The 11272-nt window shown below is 65.2% G+C and carries 13 protein-coding genes; 5 read left to right on the forward strand and 8 right to left on the reverse strand.

Translation table 11 applies throughout. From position 1 onward, the window contains the following. Window positions 1-168: 168 nt before the first annotated feature. The 4 genes from purH to prmA all read right to left on the reverse strand — a co-directional run bounded on the left by purH (window position 169) and on the right by prmA (window position 4207). A complete protein-coding gene (gene purH, locus ACVOMF_RS18715) occupies window positions 169-1752 on the reverse strand; it encodes a bifunctional phosphoribosylaminoimidazolecarboxamide formyltransferase/IMP cyclohydrolase (protein ID WP_481510606.1) in 1584 nt (527 codons plus the stop codon). Window positions 1753-2015: 263 nt separating this feature from the next. After that, the gene (gene fis / locus ACVOMF_RS18720; protein WP_057626401.1) at window positions 2016-2288 is read right to left on the reverse strand and encodes a DNA-binding transcriptional regulator Fis; all 273 of its coding nucleotides are present in this window, start codon (window positions 2286-2288) and stop codon (window positions 2016-2018) included. A gap of 99 nt (window positions 2289-2387) precedes the next feature. Continuing rightward, the gene (locus ACVOMF_RS18725; protein ID WP_481510607.1) at window positions 2388-3263 is read right to left on the reverse strand and encodes a DUF3426 domain-containing protein; all 876 of its coding nucleotides are present in this window, start codon (window positions 3261-3263) and stop codon (window positions 2388-2390) included. A gap of 29 nt (window positions 3264-3292) precedes the next feature. Continuing rightward, a complete protein-coding gene (gene prmA / locus ACVOMF_RS18730; RefSeq protein WP_481510608.1) occupies window positions 3293-4207 on the reverse strand; it encodes a 50S ribosomal protein L11 methyltransferase in 915 nt (304 codons plus the stop codon). Between the two features lie 147 nt (window positions 4208-4354). Here prmA and ACVOMF_RS18735 point away from each other — a divergent pair, with 147 nt between their 5' ends. After that, window positions 4355-5305, forward strand: a complete 951-nt coding sequence (locus ACVOMF_RS18735) for a hypothetical protein (RefSeq protein WP_481510609.1) — start codon at window positions 4355-4357, stop codon at window positions 5303-5305. Next, window positions 5302-5661 carry a hypothetical protein gene (locus ACVOMF_RS18740; RefSeq protein WP_481510610.1) on the forward strand — a complete coding sequence of 120 codons (360 nt, stop codon included), beginning with the start codon at window positions 5302-5304 and terminating at the stop codon, window positions 5659-5661. The genes ACVOMF_RS18735 and ACVOMF_RS18740 overlap by 4 nt, the downstream gene beginning before the upstream one ends. Window positions 5662-5898: 237 nt before the next feature. Here the strand turns inward: ACVOMF_RS18740 and accC are convergent, their stop codons facing one another. The 4 genes from accC to aroQ are packed head-to-tail and all read right to left on the reverse strand — an operon-like array spanning window position 5899 to window position 8679. Then, a complete protein-coding gene (gene accC / locus ACVOMF_RS18745; protein WP_296252012.1) occupies window positions 5899-7266 on the reverse strand; it encodes an acetyl-CoA carboxylase biotin carboxylase subunit in 1368 nt (455 codons plus the stop codon). A 10-nt stretch (window positions 7267-7276) separates the two neighbouring features. Beyond that, window positions 7277-7753 carry an acetyl-CoA carboxylase biotin carboxyl carrier protein gene (gene accB, locus ACVOMF_RS18750; RefSeq protein WP_313170818.1) on the reverse strand — a complete coding sequence of 159 codons (477 nt, stop codon included), beginning with the start codon at window positions 7751-7753 and terminating at the stop codon, window positions 7277-7279. 54 nt (window positions 7754-7807) lie between these two features. Beyond that, the gene (locus tag ACVOMF_RS18755; protein ID WP_481510611.1) at window positions 7808-8236 is read right to left on the reverse strand and encodes a lysozyme inhibitor LprI family protein; all 429 of its coding nucleotides are present in this window, start codon (window positions 8234-8236) and stop codon (window positions 7808-7810) included. Beyond that, window positions 8233-8679 carry a type II 3-dehydroquinate dehydratase gene (gene aroQ / locus ACVOMF_RS18760; RefSeq protein ID WP_481510612.1) on the reverse strand — a complete coding sequence of 149 codons (447 nt, stop codon included), beginning with the start codon at window positions 8677-8679 and terminating at the stop codon, window positions 8233-8235. The genes ACVOMF_RS18755 and aroQ overlap by 4 nt, the downstream gene beginning before the upstream one ends. A gap of 576 nt (window positions 8680-9255) precedes the next feature. Between aroQ and ACVOMF_RS18765 the strand changes: the two genes are divergently transcribed. From ACVOMF_RS18765 to ACVOMF_RS18775, 3 genes are all read left to right on the forward strand, one after another. Continuing rightward, window positions 9256-9885 carry a TetR/AcrR family transcriptional regulator gene (locus ACVOMF_RS18765; protein WP_481510613.1) on the forward strand — a complete coding sequence of 210 codons (630 nt, stop codon included), beginning with the start codon at window positions 9256-9258 and terminating at the stop codon, window positions 9883-9885. A 10-nt stretch (window positions 9886-9895) separates the two neighbouring features. Then, window positions 9896-10573 carry a type 1 glutamine amidotransferase domain-containing protein gene (locus ACVOMF_RS18770; protein ID WP_481510614.1) on the forward strand — a complete coding sequence of 226 codons (678 nt, stop codon included), beginning with the start codon at window positions 9896-9898 and terminating at the stop codon, window positions 10571-10573. A gap of 108 nt (window positions 10574-10681) precedes the next feature. Continuing rightward, window positions 10682-11092: an organic hydroperoxide resistance protein gene (locus ACVOMF_RS18775; RefSeq protein WP_481510615.1), complete on the forward strand. Its 411-nt coding sequence runs from the start codon at window positions 10682-10684 to the stop codon at window positions 11090-11092. Window positions 11093-11272 lie beyond the last annotated feature (180 nt).

Here is an 11272-nt window from a genome sequence, read left to right on the forward strand (position 1 = left end):
TGATTTACTGCCATCACCCCTGCCTCGTTGCTGTGGTTGGGCTTCTCTGCGGGAGCGCCGCTGGGGGGGGGGGTGCCGTGCTGGAACTAAGCCTGCTGGGCGACGGCGAGCAGGGAAATCAGACGCGGAAAAACCCTGGTCGCCATATGCCAGCTCTCTGTGACGGAATCAGTGACGGAAGTGGCGCACGCCGGTGAACACCATGGCGATGCCATGTTCGTCGGCGGCGGCGATCACTTCGTTGTCACGCATCGAACCACCCGGCTGGATCACCGCGGTGATGCCGGCTTCGGCAGCGGCGTCCAGGCCATCACGGAACGGGAAGAACGCATCCGATGCCATCACCGAGCCCGGCACCACCAGGCCTGCGTCCGCCGCCTTGATGCCGGCGATGCGCGCCGAATAGACACGGCTCATCTGGCCAGCACCAACACCGATGGTGCGTTCGTCCTTGGCATAGACAATCGCGTTGGACTTGACGTACTTGGCCACGCGCCAGGCGAACAGCAGGTCGCGCGTTTCAGCGGCGGTCGGCGCGCGCTGGGTGACGGTCTTCAACTCGTCTGCGCTCATGCCGCGGTTGTCGGCGCTCTGGATCAGCAGGCCCGAACCAATGCGCTTGGTGTCGTAGTTGTTGCGCGCATCACCGGCCGGAATGCGCAGCACGCGTACGTTGGCCTTCTTGGTGGCGTAGTCCAGCGCTGCCGGCTCGTAGTCCGGTGCGATCAGCACTTCGACGAACTGGCGGTCGAGGATGGTCTTGGCGGTTGCCGCGTCCAGCGTGCGGTTGAAGGCAAGGATGCCGCCGAAGGCGCTGGTCGGGTCGGTGTTGTAGGCCATCTCGTAAGCGGCGCCGACATCGGCAGCCACGGCCACGCCGCACGGGTTGGCGTGCTTGACGATGACGCAGGCCGGCACCTCGAACTGACGCACGCATTCCCATGCGGCATCGGCATCGGCCAGGTTGTTGTAGCTCAGTTCCTTGCCCTGCAGCTGCACGAAGGTGGCCAGGGTGCCCGGCACCGGATACAGGTCGCGGTAGAACACGCCGCTCTGGTGCGGGTTCTCGCCGTAGCGCAGGTCCATGACCTTGATGAAGGAGGAATTCATCTGCGCCGGGTACTCATTGCGCACCGGCACAGCGGCGCTGGTATCGGTCACGGCCGACAGGTAGTTGCTGATCGCCGCGTCGTACTGGGCCACGCGGTTGAACGCGGCCACCGACAGTTCGAAGCGCTTGGCGGCGGACAGCTTGCCGTCGTTGTTGGCCAGCTCGGCCAGTACTGCCTCGTACTGGTCCGGGCTGGTCGCCACGGCGACGCGGGCGAAGTTCTTGGCCGCGCTGCGCAGCATCGCCGGGCCGCCGATGTCGATGTTCTCCACTGCGTCGGCGAGCGTGCAGTCGGCCTTGGCGGTAACCGATTCGAACGGGTACAGGTTCAGTACCAGCAGGTCGATCGGGGCGATGCCGTGCTCGGCCATCACCGCGTCATCGGTGCCGGCGCGGCCGAGGAGGCCGCCGTGCACCATCGGATGCAGGGTCTTGACCCGGCCGTCCATCATTTCCGGGAAGCCGGTGACATCGGACACGTCCTTGACCGGCAGGCCGGCCTCGCGGATCGCCTTGGCGGTGCCGCCGGTGGACAGCAGCTCGACGTTGCGGGCAGCCAGGGCACGGGCCAGATCGATCAGGCCGGTCTTGTCGGAAACGGACAGCAGAGCCCGGCGTACGGGCAGCAGATCAGAAGACATGGGGAGGCAGGGGGAAGCGGAAGCGGGCCCATATTGTAGCCGCGCGGTCACACAGAAGCAGGGTGTAGTGCCGAGCCATGCTCGGCAGAGGCCTTCCCAGCAATGCACTGTAGTGCCGAGCCACACTCGGCAAGGGCATTCCCAGCAATGCACTGTAGTGCCGAGCCACGCTCGGCAAGGGCATTCCCAGCAATGCACGACGGCAGGGACCACCGGTAACGCTTCAGCCGAGCATGGCTCGGCTCTACCGTTGGAGCGGGGGCTTACGCCAGCCCGTATTCCTTCAGCTTCTTGCGCAGGGTGGCGCGGTGGATGCCCAGCAGTGCCGCAGCGCGGCTCTGGTTGCCTTCGCAGTGGTTCAGCACTTCCACGAACAACGGGATTTCCATCTCGCGCAGCACGATCTCGTACACGTCGTCGGCGTCACAGCCGTCCAGATCGCGCAGGTAGCGCCGCACGGACTGGGCAACGTGTTCGCGAAGCGGCGGCTTCGGAGCGCCACGACTGGTGTCAGGACGGGTGGGGGCAGCGTTCAAGGAGAGTTCCCGGGTTCAGCAAAGTCGGGCGCGTTGGCCCGGCATGGGGGAGGGAGTCTAGCGCGTGGGCCGTCGGCCTGCCACGCCATTGTCCCGCGTTTACTGAAATTCGAAACTGAAGGCGACCGTGGCAGCGGCCGGTTCGCGTAGCCGGAATGACACCTGCGCACTTTGTCCAGGCTCCAATCGTGCCAGCGGATCAGCGCCTGGGCCAAGGTATTCGGCCGGCTGCAGGGTACGCCGGCCAATCACCCGGCCATCGGCATCGGATAGTGACAAGCGCAGCGCCGGCCAAGCCTGCGCCCAGCGGGCGTCATTGCGGAAGCTGGTCTGCACCTGGAGGGCGCCAGCCTGCCCAGGGACTGGACGAATGTCGCGGCTGAGCATGCTGTAGGCGCTGGGTTCGTGCCACGGCGGCAGTGTGCAGCGCAGCACGCTACAAAGGCCGCTGACCAGCGGCCGGGTGCCGGCGTCGGCGGCGAGCTTGGCGCGGTCGGCAAGAATGATCTGCAAGCCGAGCAGCAGTGCCAGTGCCAGCACCAGACCCCATTGCCAGCGCGGCGTGTCAGCCGGTGGTGGTGCATGCGCGCGGTTCTGGCGTGCGAAGCTGGGCGCGGCTGCAGCCAGCGACGCGCTACCTTCTTCTGTCTGTTCCGCGTCCTCGCCGCTGCTGATGACCGCGGCTTCCGGCATGACGAGCTCGGCTTGCGCTGCCCCAGGCTGCGGCGCTTCTGCGTGCTCAAGTGCTGATCGTTCGGCTTCGGCACGCTCGACTTCAGCCTGTGCGACGTCGGGCGGCACCACGTCGGCTGGATCTGCCGGCAAAGACAGGTCCAGTGCGAGTGTGGCTTGCGTGTCATCGGTTGCCGACGCCGCAGGCGCGCTTTCGGGCGAGCCTGGCTTGGACGTGCTGCTGGCCGGACCTTGCAGGAAGGTGGCCAGGGAAGGCTGGGCAGGCGTGGTTTCGTCAGTCATGGCAGGGCAGGCTGAGGCACTGGCCCCATTCAAGCACGGCGCACGCCGGTGATGCGCATCCAGTCGCCATCCTGGGTGGCTTCGAGCTGGTCGAACCACACTGCGTAGCGCTCCAGTAGTTCGCCTTCCTGGCCGTGCAGGATGCCGGACAGGGCAATCTGCCCACCCGCTGCGACGCGCGCAGCCAGCAACTCGGCCAGTGCGTCCAGTGCCGAGGCCAGGATGTTGGCGACCACTACCGGGTAGGTGGCGACCGGTTCGTCTTCCGGCAGGTAGGCGGCAATATGCACGCCGTTGCGCTCGCCATTGTCATGGGTGGCGATCAACGCCTGCGGGTCGTTGTCCACACCTACTGCGGCGGCTGCACCCAGCTTCAGCGCGGCCAGGGCGAGGATGCCCGAGCCGCAACCGAAATCGAGCACGGTGTTGCCGGCCAGCTTGCCCTCGGCAGAGAGCTGGTCCAGCCAGCGCAGGCAAAGCGCGGTGGTCGGGTGGGTGCCCGAGCCGAACGCCAGGCCCGGGTCCAGGCGCACGATGGCGGCATCGGCCGCCTGCGCGGCTTCCGGCAGTTCGTGGTTCCACGGCACGATCCAGGTGCGCTGGCCGAACTGCATCGGCTGGAACTGGTCCAGCCAGGCGCGTTCCCAGTCTTCGTCCTGGACGGCGCGGAAGCTGGCCTGGGTCCATTCCAGACCCGGGTCGAAGGACTCCAGTGCGGCCAGCAGTGCCAGCGCGTTGGTGTCGGCCGGGAACAGGGCGGTCAGGGTCAGCTCGTTCCATAGCGGGGTTTCGCCCACGCCGGGCTCCAGGATCGCGCGCTCGTTGCTGGTGTCAGCGTCGGCATCGAGCATGGTCACCGCCAGTGCGCCGACGTCGTCAAGGGCATTCTCGTAGCGGGGCTGGGTGGCTTCGGTGCAGCGCAGGGTCAGTTCGAGGAAGGGCATGGCGGCGTACGGCTACGGCGGGACAGGGCACGCATCCTAGACGAGCTGGGCACCAATTGCCCGTTCAGCTGGCTGGTTCATCCGCCTCGGCAACCGGTATTGATAGAATTCCGTACCCATGACTGTGTAGCAGGCTGTCTCTCTCCCATGCTCGCTTTGCTTGCCAGAAAGCCCTGGTATCTATTGGTGCTGCCTGCGGCGGTGCTGATGGTTGCCTTGGGTGTTCGCAGTGGCAACCTCCTGCATGGGGACACGGCGGAAGTTGCTGCGGCCAATGGCGGCAATCCCGCCGAACTTGGCGGGCCAACTTTGAGTGCCGCTACTTCGGTGCCTGAGCAAACCACCGCCGTGGCGGCGGGTTTGCCGCTGGATCTGCGCGCCGCATTTGAGAACGGCAGCGATCTGTTTGCCTATGCCCGGCAGCTGCAGGCCGCCGCGGATGCAGGCAATGCCGAGGCCGGCTGGGTCGCCAGCCGCATCTACGATTACTGCGGCGTGTTCGCGATGGACCCGTCGGGCTACGCGCTGGACAGCGCCGCATTGCAGCGCATGGATCTGGATGCCATATCCGCGATGCTGGCCGCCCGCGGCAGGGTGCGTCAGGGTTGTGCGGGCTTCACCGCTGCCGATGGATTGGGTCGCGCGCGTCTGCTGCAGCAACGGCGGGCTTCGGCCAAAGCTGGCAATCTGGCGGCCGAGGCAGCCCTGCTGTCGATGGGTGAACCCTTGGATGAAAGCCCCAAATACCGGCGTGAGCTGGTGGAGCGGGTGCAGTCCTCGCAGGACCCGGAAGCCTTCCTGGCGATCTCCGGAGCGATGGGTACCGCAGCCGCTGGCGATGATGCCTACAAGGGCATGGTTGCCGGCAGCCAGTTCAGTCAGCTGGCATGGCAGGTTGCCGCCTGCCAGCTTGGTTTGGCGTGTGGGCCCAACAGTGCCTTGATGGTGGCCTATTGCGCCAATGGCGGGATCTGTTCGCGCGATCCCCAGCAGGATTTTCAGTCATTCGTTTACGACGCCGCGGTACCGCGGCAGGGTGTGGAAAAGATGAACGAAATGGTCAATAGCTTGCGCAAGGCGCAGCGAGGTGTGCGATGAACTACCGTCGTTTCATGCACGGGGCAAAGTTCTGGATCTGGGTGGTACTGTTCGTGGCCTATTCGGCGGGTGCGGTTGGCGTGGTGCTGATCGACACCTACGAAGACCGCTACCGAACGCTGTCCAAGGTCAAGCTGACCAGCGTCAAATCCGATGCGGATCTGCGTCGGGCTGGCGCTACCCAGGCCGCAGCGGTGTACCGCGCGCAGAGTGGCATGCCGTTCAACACCTTGCAGCCGGGCAGCAGCTTCCAGATTGTGTGGCCGGATGGTTCGGTGGAAACGGTGACGGTAGTTGATCCGTCCTCGCCGCTGGGCACCGAGCCGCTCAAGGGCAGCGCGGTGGACGCCGAATAAGCTGGCGTTTCCATCAGGCACAAAAAAGGCGGGGATTCCCGCCTTTTTTGTGCGCGCTTGCTTCGGTAGTGCCGAGCCGTGCTCGGCAGAAGCGTTGCCGGCAATGCCTATGCCGAGCATGGCTCGGCACTACATTCCTGCTCCCTCCCTTTCGCGCAGCGAAGGGGAGGGTTGGGGAGGGGTAGGCCTTTAAGTCTTCATGCCGAGCATGGCTCGGCACTACCGGTGCTGCCCCGATCAGGTCAACGCGATCGAGCGGGTCTTACGCTCGGCCAGGCGCTTTTCCAGATAGTGGATGTTCTGTCCACCGGCCTGGAAGCCCTGGTCGCGCATGATGCGCTGCTGCAACGCTACGTTGGTCTTGATGCCGTCCACCACCATCTCGCTCAGCGCCACCCGCATGCGGGCAATGGCGGTTTCGCGGTCCGGGCCGTGCACGATCAGCTTGCCGATCATCGAGTCGTAGTTCGGCGGCACCTTGTAACCGGCGTAGATGTGCGTATCAACGCGCACACCCGGGCCACCCGGCGGATAGAAGCCGGTGATCAGGCCGGGGCTGGGAATGAAGGTTTCCGCGTCCTCGGCGTTGATGCGGCATTCGATCGCGTGGCCGTGCAGCACCACGTCGCTCTGCTTGATGGTCAGCTTCTGGCCGGAGGCAATGCGCAGCTGTTCGGCAACCAGGTCGATGCCGGTCACCATCTCGGTCACCGGATGTTCCACCTGTACGCGGGTGTTCATTTCAATGAAGTAGAACTTGCCGTCTTCGAACAGGAACTCGAAGGTGCCGGCGCCGCGGTAGCCGATACGGATGCAGGCTTCCACGCAGACCTTGCCGATCTGCTCGCGCAGTTCGGAGGTGATGCCCGGTGCAGGCGCTTCTTCCACCACCTTCTGGTGGCGACGCTGCATCGAGCAGTCGCGCTCACCCAGGTGGATGGCGTTGCCCTGGCCGTCGGCCAGCACCTGGATTTCCACGTGACGCGGGTTTTCCAGGTACTTCTCCATGTAGACCTCACCGTTGCCGAATGCTGCCTTGGCTTCGGACTTGGTGGTCTCGATGGAGGCCTTCAACGCGCCTTCGGCATGCACCACGCGCATGCCGCGGCCGCCACCGCCACCGGAGGCCTTGATGATGACCGGGTAGCCGATCTCACGGGCGATCTTGGTGTTGGTGACGATGTCTTCGCCCAGCGGGCCGCCCGAGCCGGGCACGCACGGCACACCGGCGGCCTTCATCGCGCGGATGGCTTCCACCTTGTCGCCCATCAGGCGGATGGTTTCCGCGCGCGGGCCGATGAAGATGAAACCGGACTGTTCCACGCGCTCGGCGAAGTCGGCGTTCTCGGACAGGAAACCGTAGCCCGGGTGGATGGCCTGGGCGTCGGTGACCTCGGCCGCGGCGATCAGCGCCGGGATGTTGAGGTAGCTTTCCGAAGACGGTGCCGGACCAATACAGACCGACTCGTCGGCCATGGCCACGTGCTTGAGATTGCGGTCAACGGTGGAATGCACCGCGACCGTGCGGATGCCCAGGGTGTGGCACGCGCGCAGGATGCGCAGCGCGATTTCACCTCGGTTGGCGATGACGACTTTATCCAGCATGGCCGGCGCCTCAGGCAATCACGAACAGCGGCTGGTCGAATTCAACCGGGCTGCCGTTCTCGCCGAGGATGGCCACCACGGTGCCGGACACTTCGGCCTCGATCGGGTTGAACATCTTCATCGCTTCGATGATGGCCAGGGTTTCACCGGCCTTGACGGTCTGGCCAACGCTGACGAAGGCCGGCTTGTCCGGTGAGGACGAGGCGTAGAAGGTGCCGACCATCGGCGCGCGCTGCACGTGGCCTTCCGGCAGTGCGTTGCCCGGCTTGGCGGTGCCGCCAGTGGAGGCTTCGGTCGGGCCGCTCATCGGCATGGCCGGGGCGGCAGCCGCCGGGGCAGCGGCATACACCGGTGCCGGTGCAGCGACGTAGCCGCCTACCGGGTTGCGCGACAGGCGGACGGACTCTTCGCCTTCCTTGATCTCGATTTCAGCCAGGTTCGACTCTTCCAGCAGGTCGATGAGCTTCTTGATTTTGCGCAGATCCATGAGGGCCTCTTTGGTTGCAGTAAGTCAGTAAGGAGTAGGCGCGGTGCGCCCGGGTCAAAGTTCGTAGAAGTCGCGCAGCTGACGGGTACGGTCCTGCGCGTGGGTGGTGAGGCAATGCATCTTCGCGCCATTGCGCGAGGTGCCGTCGGCGTTGAATGCGTAGACCGCGTCGCAGTCCTTGTCGCGCAGCTGGATCCAGGCACGCTGTGCCTCGATCAACTGCTGTTCGGCATCGCCGCAATGTGTGCAACTGCCATCGGCGGCCTGTTGCTGCAGCTGGCGGCGGACCTGCTTGTAAGTGGTGTTCAAAACCGAATCGGCCTCGGCGGCGCGATCGGAGGCGCACAGGTCGCTCTCCATCGTGCTGGTCACATGCGCGCAGTCGATGCCTTCGGCGGCGCGATCCAGGTTCTGCGCATGCGCAGCCGCCAGCGGCAGGCACACCACAGCCATACCCGTCAGCAACCGCGGAAGCGTGTTCACGCAGCCGCTCCCACGCGCGCCAGAGCGGCGTCCATCGCATAGCGGTAGCTGTCGGCGCCGAAGCCGCAGATCACGCCCACTGCCTTGTCGCTCAGGTAGCTGTGCTGGCGGAACGGCTCTCGCGCATGCGGGTTGGACAGGTGGATCTCGATGAACGGAATCGCCACCGCGGCCAGCGCATCGCGCAGGGCCACCGAGGTATGGGTGAAGGCGGCGGGATTGATCAGGATGAAAGCGGTTCCATCGGCGCGCGCAGCCTGCACCCGGTCCACCAGCACATGCTCGGCGTTGGACTGCAGGTGTTCGCTCTGGTGCCCCTGTGCCTGTGCCTGTGCAGCCAGCGCAGCGTCGATCTGGGCCAACGTGGTGTGGCCGTAGACGTCGGGCTCGCGGGTGCCCAGCAGGTTGAGGTTGGGGCCGTGAAGGACCAGCAGTTTTGCCATGTGCCAAGGGTCGGCGGGGAAGGGCGGCAGTGTGAGGGAAGCGGGGAATGCTGTCCAGTTCGGCGAAATTAGCAGTGTTTTAATCGTTTGTTTGAAATTTAGGGCTTTGCCGGGACCGCCTGCGGTGCGGTGCTTCAGCGCCCTCTTGGTAAGCCTTGGGGACAGTTGCAGCAGCCTGGCCAAGAGTGCCGCATCTGCGCGATGCGCGGCACTTGCGAGGAAATAAGCGAAGTTGGGCTTTCCCCGAGACCCACGACGACATGAGCCCCTCTCCCGCCCGCGGAAGAGGGGTTGGGGTGAGGGCAGAACGAAGCAGCAATCTTGGATTTCCAGGAAGCCATCCGCACCTGGCTTTGAGCGATGAAGCCAAAGCCAAAAGCCAAAGCCAAAGCCAAAGCCAAAGCCAACGCCAAACCCAAAGCCAAAGCCAAAGCCAAAACCAAAGCCAAAGCTCCCCTCATCCGCCCCTTTGGGGCACCTTCTCCCGTCAACGGGAGAAGGGACAGCCGGTCCCGCTGGTTTCCCAGTAATCACTCATTAATAGACGACCGGTCTATTCGGCGTAAGCTCCACCCCATGAACCTCTCCCCAAAAGCCCAAGCCACCCGCCAGCACATCCTGGACACCGGTTATCGGCTGGTCCTGCAGAAGGGCTTTGCCGCCCTTGGCCTGCAGGAAATCCTCAAGGCCTGCGCCGTGCCCAAGGGCTCGTTCTATCACTACTTCGCGTCAAAGGAAGTGTTCGGCTGCGAGCTGCTGCAACAGTACGTAGACGGCTACGGGTGCAAGCTCGAACAGCTGCTGGCCGAGCCCGGCAACGGCCGTGAACGGCTGATGCGCTACTGGGATGCCTGGGCGCGTGACCCGGCCGATCCGGCGCAGGGTTGGGCCGAGGAATGTCTGGTGGTGAAGCTTGCCGCCGAGGTATCCGACCTTTCCGAGGACATGCGCCGCGTGCTCGACCAAGGCGTGCAGCGCCTGCTGCAACGCATCGCCGCGCTGGTCGAAGAAGGTCGCGCCGACGGCTCGCTGCCGAATGGCAAGCCCGCACTGGATGTCGCCCGCGTGCTGTACCAGATGTGGTTGGGCGCGGCCCTGCTGTCCAAGCTCAGCCAGGATCGCCTGCCGCTGCAACAGGCACGCGAAGCCACCGAACACCTGCTGTTGTGCGGCAACACCGTCGCACGTTCCACCCCCACCCATTGAAGGCACTGCCATGAATGTTCTGTTCGTACTGACCTCGCACGACCGGCTCGGCGATACCGGGCACAAGACCGGCTTCTGGCTGGAGGAATTCGCCGCCCCGTACTACGTGTTCAAGGATGCCGGCGCCACCATTACCCTCGCATCGCCGGCCGGCGGCCAACCGCCGCTGGACCCGCGCAGCGATGAGCCCGATGCACAGACTCCCGCCACCGACCGTTTCCGCGGTGACCGCGATGCCCAGCAGCAGCTGGCCACCACGCTGCCGCTGAAGCAGATCGACGCCAGCAAGTTCGACGCGGTGTTCTACCCCGGCGGCCACGGCCCGCTGTGGGATCTGGCCCGCGATGCAGATTCGATTGCGCTGATCGAAACCTTCGACCGTGCCAACAAACCGCTGGGCCTGGTCTGCCACGCCCCCGGCGCACTGATCGCCGCGCGCGCTGCAGACGGAAAGCCGCTGGTTGCAGGCCGCAAGGTCACCGGTTTCTCCAACAGCGAAGAAGACGCCGTCGGCCTGAGCGCGGTGGTGCCCTTCCTGATTGAAGACGAGTTCACCCGCCTCGGCGGCGACTACAGCAAGGGGCCGGATTGGGCGCCTTACGTGCTCAGCGACGGCCACCTCGTCACCGGCCAGAACCCGGCCAGCTCCGAAGCCGTCGCCAAGGCATTGCTCGCACAACTGGCCTGAGCCGTGTAGCCCGGGTAGGCGAAGCGCACCCGGGAAACACGCAATCAACAGCGCTCCCGATTTTGCATTCCACAGACGTACCCAACGCACCCTCACAAGGAATCGGCAATGAAGATCTTCTACAAAACCCGCGCCACCGCCACCGGCGGCCGCGCCGGCCGTACCGCTCTGGACGACGGCAGCCTCGCGCTTGATCTGGCCCTGCCGGGTTCCGGCAAGGCCGGCGCCAACCCCGAGCAGCTGTTCGCGCTCGGCTACGCCGCCTGCTTCGACAACGCCTTGCCGGTCGCCGCCAAGCAGCTGCAGTTGCAGCCGGCTGGCACCGCAACTTCGGTGGAAGTAGGCATCGGCCAGACCGCCGAAGGCGGCTACGCACTGGACATCGATCTGCACGTTGAAGTGAAGGGCCTGGAACAAGCCGACGCCCAGCGACTGGTCGAAGCCGCGCACAAGATCTGCCCGTACTCCAACGCTACCCGCGGCAATGTGGATGTTCGCCTGCACGTAACCGCCGCCTGATTCACGAATCAACGCCGGGTCAGTGCATAGCGCTGACAAGCATCTGTGGGAGCGGGGGGGGGCGCCCACCCCCGGCGGGTCCGGGCAAACCCCACACGGGGATGGGTAGAATTGGGGGGTTAGCGGGGGGCCCCGCGACCACCAAAAACAAATTTGTGGCCGAAAAAGGAACACCGCGCG

Source organism: Stenotrophomonas sp. STEN022 (assembly GCF_056760155.1).

Bases quoted from the DNA above. Each gene is read 5' to 3' on its own strand.
- purH (WP_481510606.1), bottom strand. From the start codon at position 1,752: ATGTCTTCTGATCTGCTGCCCGTACGCCGGGCTCTGCTGTCCGTTTCC.
- ACVOMF_RS18725 (WP_481510607.1), bottom strand. From the start codon at position 3,263: ATGACTGACGAAACCACGCCTGCCCAGCCTTCCCTGGCCACCTTCCTG.
- prmA (WP_481510608.1), bottom strand. From the start codon at position 4,207: ATGCCCTTCCTCGAACTGACCCTGCGCTGCACCGAAGCCACCCAGCCC.
- ACVOMF_RS18735 (WP_481510609.1), top strand. From the start codon at position 4,355: ATGCTCGCTTTGCTTGCCAGAAAGCCCTGGTATCTATTGGTGCTGCCT.
- ACVOMF_RS18740 (WP_481510610.1), top strand. From the start codon at position 5,302: ATGAACTACCGTCGTTTCATGCACGGGGCAAAGTTCTGGATCTGGGTG.
- accC (WP_296252012.1), bottom strand. From the start codon at position 7,266: ATGCTGGATAAAGTCGTCATCGCCAACCGAGGTGAAATCGCGCTGCGC.
- accB (WP_313170818.1), bottom strand. From the start codon at position 7,753: ATGGATCTGCGCAAAATCAAGAAGCTCATCGACCTGCTGGAAGAGTCG.
- aroQ (WP_481510612.1), bottom strand. From the start codon at position 8,679: ATGGCAAAACTGCTGGTCCTTCACGGCCCCAACCTCAACCTGCTGGGC.
- ACVOMF_RS18765 (WP_481510613.1), top strand. From the start codon at position 9,256: ATGAACCTCTCCCCAAAAGCCCAAGCCACCCGCCAGCACATCCTGGAC.
- ACVOMF_RS18770 (WP_481510614.1), top strand. From the start codon at position 9,896: ATGAATGTTCTGTTCGTACTGACCTCGCACGACCGGCTCGGCGATACC.
- ACVOMF_RS18775 (WP_481510615.1), top strand. From the start codon at position 10,682: ATGAAGATCTTCTACAAAACCCGCGCCACCGCCACCGGCGGCCGCGCC.